Origin of the sequence: Roseomonas populi (assembly GCF_024594815.1) — a bacterium.
GTDB classification, from domain to species: Bacteria; Pseudomonadota; Alphaproteobacteria; order Acetobacterales; family Acetobacteraceae; genus Roseomonas; species Roseomonas populi.
The window spans coordinates 1-15,808 of the sequence record NZ_JANJOU010000007.1 but is presented as its reverse complement, the minus strand read 5'-3'; the positions used below and the strand labels follow the sequence as shown (position 1 = coordinate 15,808).

General features: G+C 73.0%; 14 protein-coding genes. 8 read left to right on the top strand and 6 right to left on the bottom strand.

What is annotated here, in order from left to right; all coding sequences use genetic code 11:
- Positions 1 to 58: 58 nt before the first annotated feature.
- Together NRP21_RS09285 and NRP21_RS09280 are read right to left on the bottom strand one after the other, a co-directional pair.
- Entirely contained in the window at positions 59 to 1,144 is a 1,086-nt protein-coding gene (locus NRP21_RS09285) for a cysteine desulfurase family protein (protein WP_257715911.1), read from the bottom strand.
- A complete protein-coding gene (locus tag NRP21_RS09280; RefSeq protein WP_257715910.1) occupies positions 1,144 to 1,599 on the bottom strand; it encodes an Rrf2 family transcriptional regulator in 456 nt (151 codons plus the stop codon). The genes NRP21_RS09285 and NRP21_RS09280 overlap by 1 nt, the downstream gene beginning before the upstream one ends.
- A 460-nt stretch (positions 1,600 to 2,059) precedes the next feature.
- Here NRP21_RS09280 and NRP21_RS09275 point away from each other — a divergent pair, with 460 nt between their 5' ends.
- On the top strand, positions 2,060 to 2,728 hold the full coding sequence (locus NRP21_RS09275) for an alpha/beta hydrolase (protein WP_257715909.1): 669 nt from the start codon (positions 2,060 to 2,062) through the stop codon (positions 2,726 to 2,728).
- 88 nt (positions 2,729 to 2,816) lie between these two features.
- On the opposite strand, the gene NRP21_RS09270 is transcribed toward NRP21_RS09275, so the two are convergent.
- The 3 genes from NRP21_RS09270 to NRP21_RS09260 form a co-directional block, all read right to left on the bottom strand.
- Positions 2,817 to 4,157, bottom strand: a complete 1,341-nt coding sequence (locus NRP21_RS09270) for a hypothetical protein (protein WP_257715908.1) — start codon at positions 4,155 to 4,157, stop codon at positions 2,817 to 2,819.
- A gap of 24 nt (positions 4,158 to 4,181) precedes the next feature.
- On the bottom strand, positions 4,182 to 4,772 hold the full coding sequence (locus NRP21_RS09265) for a hypothetical protein (protein WP_257715907.1): 591 nt from the start codon (positions 4,770 to 4,772) through the stop codon (positions 4,182 to 4,184).
- A gap of 93 nt (positions 4,773 to 4,865) precedes the next feature.
- The gene (locus NRP21_RS09260) at positions 4,866 to 5,969 is read right to left on the bottom strand and encodes an anhydro-N-acetylmuramic acid kinase (protein WP_257716203.1); all 1,104 of its coding nucleotides are present in this window, start codon (positions 5,967 to 5,969) and stop codon (positions 4,866 to 4,868) included.
- A gap of 57 nt (positions 5,970 to 6,026) precedes the next feature.
- Between NRP21_RS09260 and tyrS the strand changes: the two genes are divergently transcribed.
- Positions 6,027 to 7,250 carry a tyrosine--tRNA ligase gene (gene tyrS, locus NRP21_RS09255; protein WP_257716202.1) on the top strand — a complete coding sequence of 408 codons (1,224 nt, stop codon included), beginning with the start codon at positions 6,027 to 6,029 and terminating at the stop codon, positions 7,248 to 7,250.
- Positions 7,251 to 7,252: 2 nt separating this feature from the next.
- Here the strand turns inward: tyrS and NRP21_RS09250 are convergent, their stop codons facing one another.
- A complete protein-coding gene (locus NRP21_RS09250) occupies positions 7,253 to 9,445 on the bottom strand; it encodes a ComEC/Rec2 family competence protein (RefSeq protein WP_257715906.1) in 2,193 nt (730 codons plus the stop codon).
- An 80-nt stretch (positions 9,446 to 9,525) separates the two neighbouring features.
- Here NRP21_RS09250 and gltX point away from each other — a divergent pair, with 80 nt between their 5' ends.
- The 6 genes from gltX to NRP21_RS09220 are packed head-to-tail and all read left to right on the top strand — an operon-like array spanning position 9,526 to position 15,673.
- Positions 9,526 to 10,932, top strand: coding sequence for a glutamate--tRNA ligase (gene gltX / locus NRP21_RS09245; protein ID WP_257715905.1), 1,407 nt, complete (start codon positions 9,526 to 9,528; stop codon positions 10,930 to 10,932).
- A gap of 53 nt (positions 10,933 to 10,985) precedes the next feature.
- Positions 10,986 to 11,993 (top strand): ABC transporter substrate-binding protein, encoded by a 1,008-nt coding sequence (locus tag NRP21_RS09240; RefSeq protein WP_257715904.1) that lies wholly within the window; start codon positions 10,986 to 10,988, stop codon positions 11,991 to 11,993.
- Between the two features lie 5 nt (positions 11,994 to 11,998).
- Complete coding sequence (locus tag NRP21_RS09235) at positions 11,999 to 13,381, top strand: amidohydrolase family protein (protein ID WP_257715903.1); 1,383 nt, start codon at positions 11,999 to 12,001, stop codon at positions 13,379 to 13,381.
- A gap of 8 nt (positions 13,382 to 13,389) precedes the next feature.
- Positions 13,390 to 14,175, top strand: coding sequence for an ABC transporter ATP-binding protein (locus NRP21_RS09230; protein ID WP_257715902.1), 786 nt, complete (start codon positions 13,390 to 13,392; stop codon positions 14,173 to 14,175).
- Positions 14,175 to 14,924 (top strand): ABC transporter permease, encoded by a 750-nt coding sequence (locus NRP21_RS09225; RefSeq protein ID WP_257715901.1) that lies wholly within the window; start codon positions 14,175 to 14,177, stop codon positions 14,922 to 14,924. Before NRP21_RS09230 ends, NRP21_RS09225 begins: the two co-directional genes overlap by 1 nt.
- Positions 14,924 to 15,673 (top strand): ABC transporter permease, encoded by a 750-nt coding sequence (locus NRP21_RS09220; RefSeq protein ID WP_257715900.1) that lies wholly within the window; start codon positions 14,924 to 14,926, stop codon positions 15,671 to 15,673. The genes NRP21_RS09225 and NRP21_RS09220 overlap by 1 nt, the downstream gene beginning before the upstream one ends.
- The last annotated feature ends 135 nt before the right edge of the window (positions 15,674 to 15,808 follow it).

Genomic DNA, 15,808 nt, shown 5'->3' with positions numbered 1-15,808 from the left:
TGGGGGATCGCGCGCCGGGGCGGGAGGTGCCGGGGCGCGCATCCGCCGCGCGCCCGGGTCAGCCCTGCCCCGCGCCCCGCAAGCGCGCCCGCATGGCCGCATGGGCCGCGAGGAAGCGCTCCGCCGCGTCCGCCGGCGTGTTCCAGGGCAGGGAGACGCGGATGGCGGAGCCGGCGACGTCCTCCAGCCCCATCGCGGCCAGCACGGGGCTGCGCGCCACCTTGCCCGAGGAGCAGGCCGCCCCGGCCGAGACCCGCACCCCCGCAAGGTCCAGGGCGATAACCTGCGTCTCGGCGCTGGCGCCCGGCAGGGCCACGCAGCTCGTGTTCGACAGGCGCGGCGCGCCGGCACCGGCGACGGGCAGACCCAGGCCGGCCTCGATCGTGTCGCGGGCAGCGCCCAGCCGGGCCGCGGCCGCAGGGTCGGCCGCCTCCGCGGCGGCGCCCAGCCCGGCGATGGCGGGCAGCGCCTCCGTGCCGCCGCGCCGGCCCCTTTCCTGCCCGCCCCCGGCCACCAGCGGGGCCAGGTCCAGCCCGGGGCGCAGGATCAGCGCCCCCGCGCCCTTCGGCCCGCCCATCTTATGGCCGGAGACCGCCATCGTCTCCGCCCCCAGCGCCACGGCGTCCAGGGGCACGCGCCCCGCCGCCTGGACCGCGTCCAGATGCAGCAGAGCGCCGTACCGGCGGCAGATCGCCGCCGCCTCCGCCACGGGATGGATCACCCCCGTCTCGTTGTTCGCCACCATCAGGCAGACCAGGGCGGGCTCCCCGCCCGCCAGGGCCGCCTCCAGGGCGCCAAGGTCCAGCGTGCCGTCCGCGAGCACCGGCAAGGTGGCCGCGCCCTCTGCCGCGCGGAGGACCGCCGGATGCTCCGTCGCCCCCGCCAGCACCCGTCGCCCCCGGCGAAGGGAGGCGATGCCCAGCGCGTTCGCCTCCGTCCCGCCCGAGGTAAAGACGACGTCCCGCGCCGAGGCGCCGAACCGGGCCGCCACCTGGGCCCGCGCCGTCTCCAGCACCCGCCGCGCCGCGCGGCCGTCCGCGTGGACGGAGGAGGGATTGCCCGGAAGCTCCATGGCGGCGACCGCGGCCTCCCGCGCCTCCGGCCGCAGCGGCTCGGTGGCGTTGGCGTCCAGGTAGAGGCTCATCAACCCTCCTCCGGCCCAGTGGGCGCGGGCGGCACGGGCACGGCGCGGCCGAAGGTGCGGCCGTCCACCACGTCCTGCAGGCTGATGGCGGAGAGAAAGAGCCGCACCTGTTCGCCCAGCTCCCGCCAGAGGTCTCGCTGCTCCTGCGGCACGCCCGGCGCTTCCGTCGCCTCGGGCGGGCCCGCGATCGTGTCCTCCACCGCGTCCACCACCTCGGCCACCGTGATTTCGGAGGCCGGTCGCGCCAGCCGGTAGCCGCCCCCGGGGCCACGGGCGGAGCGGACTAGGCCGGCGCGCCGCAACCGGCCGAAAAGCTGTTCAAGATAGGCGACGGAGAGCATCTGGGATTGCGCCACCTCCGCCAGGGACATGGGGGCGCCCGCTCCCTCCACCCCACGCCGGGCCATCTCGGTCAGTGCCATCACGGCATAGCGGCCACGGGTGGAGAGCCGCATCTCAGCGCCGCCCGGCCATGCGCCGCCAGCACCCCGCCAGGGGGACACCCCGGGGGCCAGGACTGCCACCCTGGGCAGCCATGCGCGCTGAAACGTGAGGCCATGCCATGATTTGGTTATGATTCTCGCCGGGCGCTGCCTATATTGGACCGGTCCCGCAGACCGAAAGGCCGCGCGGGGCGCATGGCATCCCCGGAGCCCGGTTGGAGGTCGCCGCTGGTGCGAAGGTTTCCCTTCGCACGGGCCGGCACTGCCGCCTAGCACCTCCAGGGCAGGTTTCGGTTCGGCGGAACGGGTTCCGTCCGCGGCCCCTGGGATACTCCCGCGGGGGCCGGGATTGAACCCGTTCCGCCGGGGCGGGATGCCAGCCTCGATGAAACAGGCGGGGCGATCCCCTCCGGGCGATCCCGGCGGGGCTCGGCCCGCCCCAGAAGAACGCCCCACGGGGCGGAAGGTGATGATGCCCGAGGTGATGTTCGCCGGTCCCGACGGTCGGCTCGAGGGTCGCTACCACCACGCCAAGCAGCCCAATGCTCCCACTGCCCTGGTCCTCCATCCGCACCCGCTCCACGGCGGCACCATGAACAACCGGGTGGTCCACGCGCTGTACGAGCGCTTCCGGGCCATGGGCTTTTCCACGCTGCGCTTCAACTTTCGCGGCGTCGGCAAGTCCCAGGGCCGCTATGATGGCGGGATCGGCGAGATCTCGGATGCGACTGCCGCGCTCGACTTCCTCCAGGCCGTGAACCCGCAGGCGTCCATGCTCTGGGTCGCCGGCTACTCCTTCGGCGCCTATGTCGGCATGCAGGTGCTGATGCGCCGGCCGGAGATGGGCGGCTTCGTCTCCATCGCCGCCCCCGCCAGCCATTACGATTTCGGCTTCCTGGCCCCCTGCCCCTGCTCCGGCCTCATCCTGCACGGCGAGGCGGACGAGCTGGTGCCGGAGCCCTCGGTGCGGAAGCTGGTGGACAAGCTGAACACCCAGAAGGGCATCAAGATCGACTACCGGACCATGCCCGGTGCCGGCCATGTCTTCACGCCGGAGCAGACGGAGAAGGTGGCGGACGCCACGCAGGACCACGTGACGACGGTGCTGAACCGCGCGCGCATGTCGATGGCGGCGGACTGATCCAGGGCCGCACGGCCGAGAAGGGGGCGGCGGCTGCAGGGGCGCCGCCCTTTGTCGTTTCCGGGGCGTCCCGGCCCGGAGCCGGGGCTCAGCAGCCCTCCCCTGCCCTGCCGGGAGGAGCCATGGGTCGGTAGCCAGCAGGGACGACGAGGGCGGCCGTGGTGAAGAGGGCGGCGTCGCATGGCAGCGGCGGGCGCTCCTCGCTCGCGGCGACGGGCAGGTGGCGCAGTGCCGGGGGCAAGGCGCCCAGGATCGCAGCCGTTCGCCCCTCCCGCAGGGCCGCGGCCACGGAGGGCGGCTCCAGCCGGCCCCTCGACCACCGCAGCACCAGGGCCTGCCCTGTCTCCGACCGCCAGGCCAAGGGCTGCGGCGGACTATCCTCCGGGTCCGCGGCGCGCGGCTGTGTCTGCCCAGGGGAAAACGTCCAGGTGCCCGCCTCGCTCTCCAGGCGGTCCTGCCCCTGACGGGATCTTGCGTCGAAGCTTATCCCAGGTGGACGCCCGTCCGGCGACTGATCGGAGGGGCCAGGCAGGTCGGCCTCCACTGGCAACGGCAGAAGCAGCCCGAGAACGTCGGCCACCATGGTCTCGTAGCCGATCGTGAAGATCCGCCGCTCCTCCCCACCCCGGTAGGCCGCGATGGCGCGCTCGGCCGGGAAGGCCCGGAGCGACGGCAGGGGCGGCTCCGGCGCCGGCCTCGGCGGTGCCGGCGCGGGCAACAAGGCTGCCGCGGCGCCCGGCCGGCGGGTCGGCTCCGGCGGGAGCGCCGGTGCTGGCGGCGGCACCGGCCTTGGCGCCGGGACGGTGTACCAGAAGCGCCAGCCGCCGGGCGGCGGAGCGCCGCCGGAGGCCAGGGCGGGCCGGATGATCTGACGAACCACGGCGAGGGCGAGGCAGCGCTCCTCCACCGCGGTGGCCAGGTCCCGCCAGGACAGGCGCTGCTGCGGGAAGATCCCCGCGAGGACCGGCCTCGCGGTGGAGATGCGGATCTGCGCCGGCCCCAACGACCAGTCCGGGCCCATCCCGAAGCGGTCCAAGTGGTGCGCCACGGCGGATTCGAGGCGGCGCCGCGCAGGTGACCGGGCCTGCTGCTCCGTGGCGAGGATCGCGACGGCCAGCCGGGCGGCCAGCTCCTCCTCCTGGCCCCCCGGGTCCTGGCCGCCGAGGGCGCATTCCCGGTCCTGCACCAGCTGCATACCGTCGGCCTCGAAGTGGACGCCCCTGGCACCGACTCCCTCCTCCGGCGTCACCGACTCGGCGCTGCCCAGCCCCGCCCGGACAGCGACCGTGTAGGCAGCCCTCTCTCGAAGGCTGACGGCCTCGACCGGCGGCGGCGGCGCGCTCATCTCAAAGCCGAGGCCGAGCACCGCGGCGGCGGCGATGCCGAGGGCGAGCCGCCGCGCGGAACGGCGCCAGGATTCGGCCAACATCGGCTTCCCCTCCGCCATCGCCGGTCACCCCGCCTTGCCGAGCAGGTCGGCGATGGCCGTCGCGACGATGGTGGTGAAGGAACCGAGGACGGCGAGGCGCAGGCTGTCCGCCCAGGTCACGTTGCGCTCGGCGAAGGCGACCATCGACGCGGGCATGCGCCGGCGGAGGAGGAGCTGGGCGAGGTTGCCGCCGAGCAGGCAGAAGTAGCCGAACGCCGCGAAGTAGAAGAGGTACGCCATGAGGAAGGCCGGCTTCTGCTCCCGCACCGCCGGGGCCGCGAAGACGTCCCAGTAGAGGATGAAGGGCCATGCCATGAGGAAGGCGGCGGCGCTGCCGGCCACGAAGAGCGAGGGATGCAGCGCGCGGAGCTGCCTGCGCCGTACCGGCCCGCCATCCCCCGCCAGCCACACCGGCAGGGCCACCACCAGGAAGCCGGCCGCGACCGGCGCCGCCAGCTTCAGGGCCAGGGCGTAGTAGCGCAGCTCCGCCGTCTTCTCGAACAGGAAGGATTCAAAGGTGAAGTAGAGGTCCGGCGGCAGGATGAGGCTCGCCAGCCGCGCGATCAGTACGACGAGCGCGAGCGCGCCCAAGGTGAACGGAAGGTTTACGAGCATGCCGCGCCTCGTCCCGACCCGTGGGGACGAGCTTAGTCGGGACCGAAACGACCTTGCGAGGAAATAGGGAGGGCCGGAGGCGCGGCGCCTCGCCTAGGCGTAGGCGGGCACGCGCCGCCCGCCCGTTAGCGGGTGCGGCGCCCCGGTGGTGCCGGGGAAGGTCAAGGGCAGGCCCTTGGCGACGCGCGCGGCCAGCACGCCGAAGGCCTGCGCTTCCAGCGCGTCGCCGTCCCAGCCCGCCACCTCCACCGGTCGCACGGGCGCGTCCAGCATGGAGGCGAGCGCCTTCATCAGCGCCGGGTTCCGCCGCCCGCCGCCGGCCACCAGCCATTGCACCGGCGGATCGGGGAAGTGCCGGGCCGCGGCCCCGACACAGACCGCGCAGAAGGCCGCCAGCGTCGCCGCCCCATCCGCCGGCGAGAGCGCGCCCGCGCCGGATTCCCGCAGCGCCGCATCGAAATCCAGCCGGTCCAGCGACTTGGGCGGGGATGCGGCGAGGTAGGGATGCGCCATGAGCCGCCCCAGCACCGCCCCGTCCGGCGTGCCCGCCAGCGCCAGCAGCCCGTCCCGGTCGTAATCGGCGCCCAGGGAACGGCGCGCCCAATCGTCCAGCGGGCCGTTCGCGGGGCCGGTGTCGAAGGCGATCAGCTCCCCCTCGGGCCCGATCCAGGTCACGTTGCCCACCCCGCCGAGGTTCAGCACGGCCACGGGCTTCGGCAACGCCTCTGCCAGGACCCGGTGGAACACCGGCACCAGCGGCGCCCCCTGCCCGCCCGCAGCCACGTCGGCGGAGCGGAAGTCGTGCACCACCTCCACCCCGGTCAGCCGGGCCAGCAGGGCGGCATCGCCGATCTGCCAGGTGTGGCCGGACTGCCCGGGCGCCTTGGCCGGGCGGTGCAGCACGGTCTGGCCGTGGAAACCGATCAGGTCGGCCGGGCGGTTCAGCTTCGCCACGGCCTCCGCATGGATCTCCGTCAGCCGCCGGGCCGCCTCCAGCACGGAGGGGTCGGCCAGCCGCCCCTCGTCATGGAGGGTGGGGGCGGCATCCAGCAGCGCCCGCAGCTCCCGCCGTAGGCTGGAGGGGTAGGGAATGGTCACGGAGGGGCCGAGGCGCCCGATCCGCTCCCCGTCCGTCTCGACATAGGCGGCGTCCACCCCGTCCAGCGAGGTTCCGCTCATCAGCCCGATGGTTCGCAGCATGCGGCACTTGTGCTACGGCCGGGCCGCTTTGCAAGGCCCTTGAGTGACCATCCGATGAACGAGTTCCTGCACCTCGCCCGCGAGCGGGGCTACATCCACCAGGTAACGGACGAGGCGGCGCTCGCCGCCCGCATGGCTCAGGGCGTCCTTCCGGCCTATGTCGGCTTCGACTGCACGGCGGACAGCCTGCATGTCGGCCACCTGCTGCCCATCATGCTGTTGCGCCTGCTGCAACGCTGTGGCCACAAGCCCGTGGCGCTCCTGGGCGGCGGCACGACGAAGATCGGCGACCCCTCCTTCCGCGACACGCAGCGCCCGCTGCTGGACGACGCGCAGATCGAGGTGAACAAGGCCGGCATCCGCCGCAGCTTCGATGCTTTCCTCCGCTTCGGCGAGGGCGCCTCGGACGCGATCATGCTGGACAACGCGGCCTGGCTCGACGAGCTGGCCTACATCCCCTTCCTGCGCGAGGTGGGGCGGCACTTCAGCGTGAACCGGATGCTGACGCTGGACAGCGTGCGGATGCGGCTTGAGCGGGAGCAGGCCTTCTCCTTCCTCGAGTTCAACTACATGCTCCTCCAGTCCTACGACTTCCTGGAGCTGCGCCGCCGCCACGGCGTGGGGCTGCAGCTCGGCGGCAGCGACCAGTGGGGCAACATCATCATGGGCGTGGAGCTGAACCGCCGCGCCGATGCCGCGGAAGTTTTCGGCGCCACCACCGTGCTGCTGACCACTGCCTCCGGCGCGAAGATGGGCAAGACCGCCTCCGGCGCCGTCTGGCTGAACCCCGAGCGCCTCTCGCCCTACGACTACTGGCAGTTCTGGCGGAACACGGAGGACGCCGATGTCGGCCGCTTCCTCCGGCTGTTCACGGACATGCCGATCGCCGAGTGCGACCGCCTCGCCGCCCTCCAGGGGGCCGAAATCAACGAGGCGAAGAAGATACTGGCCACGGAGGCGACGGCCCTGCTGCACGGCCGAGAGGCGGCCGAGGCATCGGCCGAGACCGCCCGCGCCACCTTCGAGGCCGGGCAGGCCGCGGAAACCCTGCCGAGCATCACCGCGGCCCTTCCCGCCAGCCTGCTGGATCTGGCCGTGGCCGCCGGCCTTGCTGCCAGCAAGGGCGAGGCGCGGCGCTTGGTCGGCCAGTCCGGCCTACGGCTGAACGACGAGGTGGTGAGCGACATCGCCCGCGAGGTGACGGCCGAGGACCTGCGCGAGGGGGCCGCCAAGCTCTCCGCCGGTCGCAAGCGGCACGTCCTCGTGCGGGCGGGCTGAGGCTACTCGGTCTCTGCCGGCGGTTCCTCCTGCGGCTGGGCCCGGGGCGTTGGCACGGGTGGCACCCAGGGCCGCGCCCCGCGGCTGGCACGGTCCGAGAGGATCGTTGCACCGTCCCGCCCCAGCCAGATGGCGTGGGCTCCGTCCCGCCACACGGAGAAGCGGTCCACGCGCGGCGTCTCGCGGCAACGGCCGCGGATAGGTTCCAGCGACACCATCACCGCCGCCTTGCCGCAGCCCGTCTCCGCATAGACGGCCGGGGGTGGCGGGGCCGGGCCGCGACGCGGTCGGGGCTCGCGCGGCGGCTGGCGGAGGAAGATGGCCGCCGCGCCATCCGCGCGCGGGCGTAGCAGGCAGGACAGAGGCGAGCATTCGGCGCCCGGCGTCTCGCCCTCTCGCGGAAGGGGCGCGGCATCGTCCTCTCCCCAGCCGCGCAGCCATGATTCGCGGATCAGGCGGTTGGCGCCGGAGGCCCGCTCCACCAGGACGCCGCCAGGCGTTGCCAAGGCCAGCATCCGGCCATCCGCCGCCACCAGCAGGTCGGGCGGGTTGGCGGCGAGGCCGGAGAGAAGCCCCGCCGCCATCGCCGGCACCCCCGCCCAGCGCCACGGCAGGCGCCAGAGCAGCACCCAGCACAGGCCGAGGGTAAAAAGGCCCAGCCCCCAGGCCGGGATCGGCGGTGCCGTCAGCGCCGCGCCCGGCCAGGAAGCGACGACGCGCCCGGTGAGGATCGTGCCGTCCACCCCCCAGCCCATGGCCGCCAGGGCCGGCCCTTCCAGCCCGAAAGGCATGAGGAAGACCGCCATCAGCCCGGCCGGCATGACGAGGAAGGAGGTGAGCGGCACCGCCACCGCGTTCGCCGCCACGCCGTAGAGCTGGAGCCGCCCGAAGTGGTGCAGGCCATAGGGCGTGGTGGCCGCGCCGGCGATGATGGAGGTGGCGGCAAGCCCAAGCACCGCCGCCGCCAGCCTCCCCTGCCATCCAAGGCTTTTTAGTCCCTGCACGGGGCCGCGCATCGCCGCCGCTAGCCCGACCAGGGCGAGGACGGCGGCGAAGGACATCTGGAAGGAGGGCCCGGTGAGCGCGGCCGGGTTCAGCAGGATCACCACCCCCGCGGCCAGGGCCAGCGCGCGGAGGGAGAGGGCTCGCCGCCCTGTCAGGATCGCCAGCGTGGCGAGGGCCGCCATGGCGAACGAGCGCAGCATCGGCACGCCGGAGCCGGTGAGCAGCGTGTACACCGCCCCCAGCGCCAGCCCGACCAGTGCCGCCCCGCCCTTCGAATCGATCCGCAGCGCCAGCCAGGGGATCGCGGCGATGGCGAGGCGGGAGAGGGTGAAGCCAATCCCGATCACGATCGCCACGTGCAGCCCGGAGACGGAGAGAAGGTGCGCCAGCCCCGAATCGCGCAGCGCCGCGATGGTCGGCGCGGGGATGCCGGACTGCGATCCGGTGAGCAGGGCGGAGGCCACTGCGCCGGTGGCTCCGGGCAGGGCGGCGGTGATCCGGGCCTCGATGGAGGCACGCAGGCCGGCGAAGAGGGGCGGGTCGCGCCGCTCCAGGATATTCGCCACGTTCAGCGCGAAGCCGGACCCGCCGAGCCCGGAGAAATAGGCGTTGCGCTGCATGTCGAAGGCACCGGGATAGGCGGGCGGCATGGGCGGGCGCACCAGGGCGCGGAGGGACACCGTGTCCCCGGGTGCGACCGGCGTCGGATCGTTGGCGCGAAGACGGACGCGGATCTGCCGGTCCAGCGGGTTGCCTTCGTTGATGCGCGGGGCCTCCAGCGTCACGCGCCGGCCGTCCGGCAGCAGGTCCAGGCTGACGACCCGGCCGGTGATGATGGCGGCGTTGCGCGGCAGGTCCGGCATGGGCGGCGCCCAGCGGGCGTGGAGGAGGGCAACGGCGAAGCCGAGTGCCGCGGCGCCGATCAGGGCCAGGGCCGCCGCCGCCAGGGGCCGCCGCCCACGCAGGAGAAGCGCCGCCCCGAGGAGCGGCAAGGGAAGGACGGCCCAGAAGGGGTTCGGCTCCGCCAGGAGGGCGAAGTAGGCCAGCACCCCGATGCCCATGACGACGGGCAACCAGAGGGGCCAGCGGTCCCATTCCGCCGCGACCCAACCCCATGCGCGCTCGGAGAGGGCGACGGTGGGCGTGGTGATCAGGACCGGGCCGGCAGGGATCGGAATCGGGGCGGACATTCGGGACGACATGCTAGACCGGCTGATCGCGAATGCGTGAGGGGCTGAACAGGCCGGATGCGCGGTGTTAAGGGGGCGAGATGAACGTCCGCACGCGCTTCGCCCCCTCCCCCACCGGGTACCTGCATATCGGCGGGGCCCGGACCGCGCTCTTCAACTACCTCTTCGCGCGCCATCACGGCGGGCAGTACCTGCTGCGGATCGAGGACACGGACCGCGCCCGCTCCACGCCGGAAGCGGTGCAGCAGATCAAGGACAGCCTCGACTGGCTGGGCCTGAACCCGGACGAGGAGCCTGTGATGCAGACCTCGCGCGAGGCGCGGCACGCGGAGGTCGCGCGCCAGCTCCTCGCCGAGGGCAAGGCCTACCAGGCCTACGACACCGCCGAGGAGCTGGTAGCGATGCGGGAGCGCGCCCAGGCGGAGGGCCGGCCGCCGCGCTACGACGGCAACTGGCGCGACCGCGATCCCGCAGAGGCCCCGGCGGGCGTGAACCCCGTGATCCGCATCAAGGCCCCGCGCGAGGGCGAGACGGTGGTGAACGACCTCGTCCAGGGCGAGGTGCGCGTGCAGAACAGCGAACTGGACGACATGATCATCCTCCGCTCCGATGGCACGCCGACCTACCTGCACGCCGTGGTGGTGGACGACCACGACATGGCCATCACCCACGTGATCCGCGGCGACGACCACCTGACGAACACCTTCCGCCAGATCATGGTCTATGACGCCATGGGGTGGGAGCGGCCGGCCTTCGCCCATATCCCGCTGATCCACGGCGCCGACGGCGCCAAGCTCTCCAAGCGCCATGGCGCGGTGGGCGCGCTGGAGTTCCGCGACCAGGGCTTCCTGCCGGAGGCCGTGTGCAACTACCTGCTGCGGCTGGGCTGGGGCCACGGGGACGAGGAGTTCGTGCCGCGCGAGCGCGCGATCGAGCTGTTCGAGCTGAAGGATGTCGGCCGCGCCGCCTCCCGCATGGACTATGCCAAGCTGTCGCACCTGAATGGCCAGTATATCCGCGCGGCCGCGCCGGACGCGCTGCTGGCGCCGGTGCTGGGGCGGTTGGGCGAGGTGACGGAGGAGCAGCGCGCCCGCGTGGCCGCCCTGATCCCCGATCTCCAGCCCCGCGCGCGCACCCTGGTGGAGATGGCGGACGGCGCCCGCTTCGCCCTGGCCGAGCGGCCGCTGAAGTACGAGCCCAAGGCCGCCGAGGCGCTGGACCACCCGGACGTGCGCGACCGTCTCGCCCGCCTCTCCAAGGCCCTGTCCGGCACGGATTGGGCCCGCGCGGGGCTGGACGCCGCGCTGCGCGCCTTCGCGGAGGCGGAAGGCGTGAAGCTCGGGCAGGTGGCCCAGCCGCTGCGCGCGGCGCTGACGGGCAGCCTGCAATCTCCCCCGATCGATGCCGTGCTGGCCGCGCTGGGCAAGGAGGAGAGCCTCGCCCGGATCGGCGATGCCGCAGAAGGCGTCACGCTTGTCGGGGGCTGAAGCCCCGGTGTTACCCGGCCGACCATGGCACCCGTATTGCAGGAAGATCTGACATGACCCACCTCCCCCGCCGCCTCCTCCTCGCCGCCCCTGCGGTGCTGGCCCTGCCCCGCCTGGCGCGCGCGCAGGCGCGGCCGGCGCGCTTCGCCATGACCTGGATCCCGAACGTCCAGTACGCCGGGCTCTGGATCGCGCTGGACCGCGGCTGGCTGAAGGGGGAGGAGTTCGGCTGGGTGCAGGGCGGCCCGAACGCGCCGGCCTCCGCCGTGACTGTGGCGGGCGGCGGCGCGGAGATGGGCGAGACGCAGCTCCTGCCCTTCCTCGACGCCGTGTCGCGCGGGAACGACTTCGTCCTGCTGGCGGCCGTGTTCCAGCGCTCGCCGCTGGGCATCCTCTCCCTGCCGGGCAAGCCGATCCGCACGGCAGCGGACCTGCCGGGCAAGAAGATGCTGGTCCAGGGCCCGAACGAGCGCACCGCGCTGGACGCGGTGGTGAAGCTGAACAACCTGCCCTCCGGGCCGGAGTTCGTGCCCGCCGGCTTCTCGCCGGAGCCGCTGCTGGCCCGCGCCGGCGACGGCTACACGGCCTTCGAGACGAACCAGGTCATCACCCTGGAGAAGATGGGGATGACGCGCGGGAAGGACTTCCTCTTCGCCTCCTTCGATTCCATGAAGTTCCGTTCCTACGCCAGCATGGTCTTCACCACGCGCCGGTACCTTGAGGCGGAGCGCGCGACGGTCGTGAAGTTCCTCTCCGGCGTCACGCGCGGCTGGGCGGAGAACAAGGACCCGGCGGTGGGCGCGCGGCTGGCGGTGCGCACCTACGGGCGCGACCTCGGCCTCGACCTGGACCAGCAGACCCGGCAGAACACGGTGCAGAACTCCTTCCTGCAGTCGCCGGAGAACGCGAGCGCGCCGCTGCTCAGCCTCGACCGCGCGGTGCTGGAGGGGCCGATGATGGACGCGGTGCGCGCCACCGGCCGCACCAACCTTCCGCCGGTGGAGCGCTTCTGCGACTTCACGGTGATGGAGGAGGTTCACCGCAACCTCCGCCAGGGCTGAGCGGCGTGGAGAATACCCCGCCCCGCGCGGTGGACCTGCTGGTCGAGGGCTGCGACGTCGTCGCCTTCGATGGCGCGGACACCACGCTGCGCGACGCCGCCATCGCGATCGAGGGCGGCGCCATCGCCTGGATCGGCCCGGCCGCCGAGGCCCGCAGCCGCTTCGCCCCGCGCGAGCGGCTGGACGGGCGCGACCGCATCGCCATGCCCGGGCTGGTGGACGCCCATATGCACACGGGCCAGCAGTTGCTTCGCGGCAAGATCTTCGAGCTGTCGCGCCGCACCGGCATCCGCAACCCGGTCTGGAAGAACTACTACATCCCCTTCGAGGGAATGCTGGACGAGGAGGAGGTGCGGCTCTCCGCCCTGCTCTGCTACGCGGACCTGCTGAGCAACGGGACCACCTGCTTCGCCGAGGCCGGCGGCCCGCGCCCCGACATCATGGGCGAGGCGGCGCTGGATGCCGGCATCCGCGGCGTGATCGCCCTCTCCACGGTGGACATGGGCAACGGCATTCCGCCGAGCATGATGCTCTCCACCGACGAGGCGCTGCGGCGCAACGTTGAGCTGGTGGAGCGCTGGAAGCAGAAGGGCCAGGGGCTGGTGACGGCCGCGCTCTCCCTGCGCCAGATCATGGTCTGCACCACCGACCTGATCCGCATGATGGCGGAGGAGGCGCGGCGGCTGGGCGCCATGCTGCACACCCATCTCTGCGAGGGATCCTACGAGATCGACTTCGCGCTGGAGCGGTTCGGCAAGCGCCCGGCGGAGTACCTGGACAGCCTCGGCTGCATCGGGCCCTTCCTGCACGCGGCGCACGCCATCATGCTCTCCCAGCACGAGATGGACCTGCTGGTGGGGAACGACGTCTCCATCGCCCACTGCGCCTTCAACAACTACGCGATCGGCCACCCCCGCGTGCTGGAGATGCTGCACAAGGGCGTGCGCCTGGGCCTGGGTACGGACGGCGCGGCGGCGCTGGGCACGATGGACATGTTCCAGGTGGCCCGCTGCGGCCGCATCGCGCAGCAGTGCATCACCGGCACCTCGTGGCATGAGCGTTTCGCGGTGAGCGGGGAGATGATGCTGCGCGCCACCTGCGCTGGCGGCGGCCGCGCGCTGGGACTGGACATCGGCACGCTGGAGGTGGGGCGGCGGGCCGACATCATCCTGCTGCGCGCGGACGACCCGGACCACCAGCCGGTCTATGACCCGATGTTCTCCGCGGCCAACACGGCCGTGGGGCGGGACGTTCGGACCGCCATCGTGGACGGGCGCGTGGTGATGAAGGAGCGCGAGTTCACCGCGCTGGACACGGAGCGCATGGCCGCGCTGCTGCGGGAGCGCCACCCCGGCCTGATGCACCGCTTCGAGACCGAGGTCGCATGAGCGGATCCATGAGCGGTCCTTCGGGGGCTGCCATCGCGCTGCACGACGTCACCCGCCGCTTCCCGCTGAAGGGGGTGCCGGAGGGCGTACTGGCGCTGGACCGCGTGACGCTGGACGTCCAGCCGGGCGAGTTCGTGGCGCTGCTCGGCCCCTCCGGCTGCGGCAAGTCCACGCTGCTGCGGATGACGGCGGGGCTGGACACGCCGAGCACGGGCACGGTGCGCGTGGGCGGCGAGACACCCGCCGCCGTGGCGGCGCGCCAGGGCTTCGGCGTGGCCTTCCAGGACCACGCGCTGCTGCCCTGGCTGACCGTGCGCGACAACATCGCCCTGCCCTTCCGGGTGGCGGGCAAGCCGGTGAATCAGGGGCGCATCGCCGCCCTGATCGCGCTGGTGAAGCTGACGGGCTTCGAGGAGGCCTTCCCGCGCAACCTCTCCGGCGGCATGCGCCAGCGCGTGAACATCGCCCGCGCCCTGGTGCTGCAGCCGGAGGTGCTGCTGCTGGACGAGCCCTTCGGCGCTCTGGACGCCGTGACGCGCCGGCACATGAACCTGGAACTGCAGCGCATCTGGACGGAGACGCGCACCACCACCCTGCTGGTGACGCACGCGGTGGAAGAGGCCCTGTTCCTGGCCGACCGCATCGTGGTGATGACCGGCCGCCCGGGGCGCGTGGCGCAGGACCTGCCCGTGCCCTTCGCCCGCCCCCGCCCGGTGGAGGTGATGCGGGAGGAGAGGTTCCACGAGATGCAGGACTCCCTGGTCCTGGCGCTCGAGCCCGAGGCGCACGACTGATGCGGCTGGCGCGCGATCCGCGGGTGCTGGGCGTGCTGGGCACGCTGGTTCTCTGCCTGGCCTGGGAAGGCATCGGCGCCTCCGGCCTCGGCGGCTTCACCTGGCCGCCGCTCTCGCGCGTCCTCGCCATGCTGGCTGATCCGGACCGCTGGGACCTTTTCGGCCGCGCCGCCGGGTCCACCCTCGCCTCTGCGGTGGTGGGCTACATATTCGGCACCCTGGCCGGGGTGGCGCTCGCCATGCTCACCCATTTCCTGCCGCGCCTCGCCCCGGGGGCGGACCGCCTGGCGGCGGGGATGCACGCCATCCCGACCGTGGCGCTTGCCCCCGTGTTCCTCATCCTGCTGCCAGCCGACAGCACGCCGCCGACGCTGGCCGGCATCGGGGTAGCCTTCCTCGTCTACGTGGCCGCCGCCGCCGGCCTTCGCGCCGCGAGCGCGGCGCACCGCGACCTGTTCCAGGTGCTCGGTGCCCACCCCTCGGCCAGGCTCCTGCGGCTGGACCTCCCGGCGGGGCTGCCCTCCATTGCCACCGGCCTTCGCCTGGCCGTGCCGGCCGCCCTCATCGGCGCGGTGATCGGCGAGTGGTTCGGCGCACCGCGCGGGCTGGGCGTGCTGATCGTAAACGGCATGCAGAACTTCCAGATTGTCCTGCTCTGGAGCGCCGTGCTCCTCGTCGCCCTCATCTCCCTCACTGCCTACCTCATCGCGGGCGCGATCGAGCGCGCCGTGCACGCGAGGTTCCGCTGATGGATCGCCTCCTCCGCCCCTTCATCCGGGACTGGTGGGGAATCCTCCTCCTGCTGCTCGCTTGGCAGGCCTGGGTGGTGCTCTCCGGCCTGAACGCCATCGTCATGCCGCGCCCGCTGGACGTCGTGGCGGACATCGCGACGAACCTGCCGGTCTACCTGCCCGCCCTCGGCATCAGCCTCGCCGCGGCGGCCTTCGGGCTGGTGGGCGGCTTCATGCTTGGCCTCGGCCTCGGCATCCTCACCTGGGCTTCGACGATCGCGGCGGGGATGCTCACGCCCGTCACGGTGCTGTTCTCCTCCGTGCCCGTGGTCACCCTCATCCCCATCCTCGCCCGCCTCTTCGGCTACGGGCCGGGCACGGTGGTGGCCATCACCGTCATCATCTCCTTCTTCCCCGCCTTCGTCTTTTCCTCGGCGGGGCTGCGGGCGCTGCCGCCGGGCAGCGCGGACCTGTTCCGCGTGCTCGGCGCCTCCCGCTGGCGGGTGCTGACCTCCCTCGCCCTGCCCGCCGCCATGCCCAACCTCGCCGTCGCGCTGCGGATCGGGGCCGCGCACGCGCTGTTGGCGGCGATGGTGGCGGAGTACCTGATGGGCAGCTCAGGGCTCGGCGCCATGTTCGCCGCCGCCAAGTCGGAGCTGAACACGGAGCGCGCGCTGGGGGCCAGCCTCATCGTCGCCGCCATATCCCTGACGCTCTACCTGCTCTCCCTGCGGGTGGAGCACTGGGCGCGGGCACGCTACGGCTAGGCCGCGCCGACCTCTGCGACGAACTGTGCGACGGTGTCGTTGAGGCGCTCGGCCTGTCCGGCGAGGTCGGAGGCGGCCGAGAGCACCTGGCCGGCGGCCGCCCCCGTCTCCGTCGAGCCGCGGCTGACATCGGCG

Excerpts from the sequence above, each read along its gene's own strand:
- NRP21_RS09285 (WP_257715911.1), bottom strand. The coding sequence starts at position 1,144 with ATGAGCCTCTACCTGGACGCCAACGCCACCGAGCCGCTGCGGCCGGAG.
- NRP21_RS09280 (WP_257715910.1), bottom strand. The coding sequence starts at position 1,599 with ATGCGGCTCTCCACCCGTGGCCGCTATGCCGTGATGGCACTGACCGAG.
- NRP21_RS09275 (WP_257715909.1), top strand. The coding sequence starts at position 2,060 with ATGCCCGAGGTGATGTTCGCCGGTCCCGACGGTCGGCTCGAGGGTCGC.
- NRP21_RS09270 (WP_257715908.1), bottom strand. The coding sequence starts at position 4,157 with ATGTTGGCCGAATCCTGGCGCCGTTCCGCGCGGCGGCTCGCCCTCGGC.
- NRP21_RS09265 (WP_257715907.1), bottom strand. The coding sequence starts at position 4,772 with ATGCTCGTAAACCTTCCGTTCACCTTGGGCGCGCTCGCGCTCGTCGTA.
- tyrS (WP_257716202.1), top strand. The coding sequence starts at position 6,027 with ATGAACGAGTTCCTGCACCTCGCCCGCGAGCGGGGCTACATCCACCAG.
- NRP21_RS09250 (WP_257715906.1), bottom strand. The coding sequence starts at position 9,445 with ATGTCCGCCCCGATTCCGATCCCTGCCGGCCCGGTCCTGATCACCACG.
- gltX (WP_257715905.1), top strand. The coding sequence starts at position 9,526 with ATGAACGTCCGCACGCGCTTCGCCCCCTCCCCCACCGGGTACCTGCAT.
- NRP21_RS09240 (WP_257715904.1), top strand. The coding sequence starts at position 10,986 with ATGACCCACCTCCCCCGCCGCCTCCTCCTCGCCGCCCCTGCGGTGCTG.
- NRP21_RS09230 (WP_257715902.1), top strand. The coding sequence starts at position 13,390 with ATGAGCGGTCCTTCGGGGGCTGCCATCGCGCTGCACGACGTCACCCGC.
- NRP21_RS09225 (WP_257715901.1), top strand. The coding sequence starts at position 14,175 with ATGCGGCTGGCGCGCGATCCGCGGGTGCTGGGCGTGCTGGGCACGCTG.
- NRP21_RS09220 (WP_257715900.1), top strand. The coding sequence starts at position 14,924 with ATGGATCGCCTCCTCCGCCCCTTCATCCGGGACTGGTGGGGAATCCTC.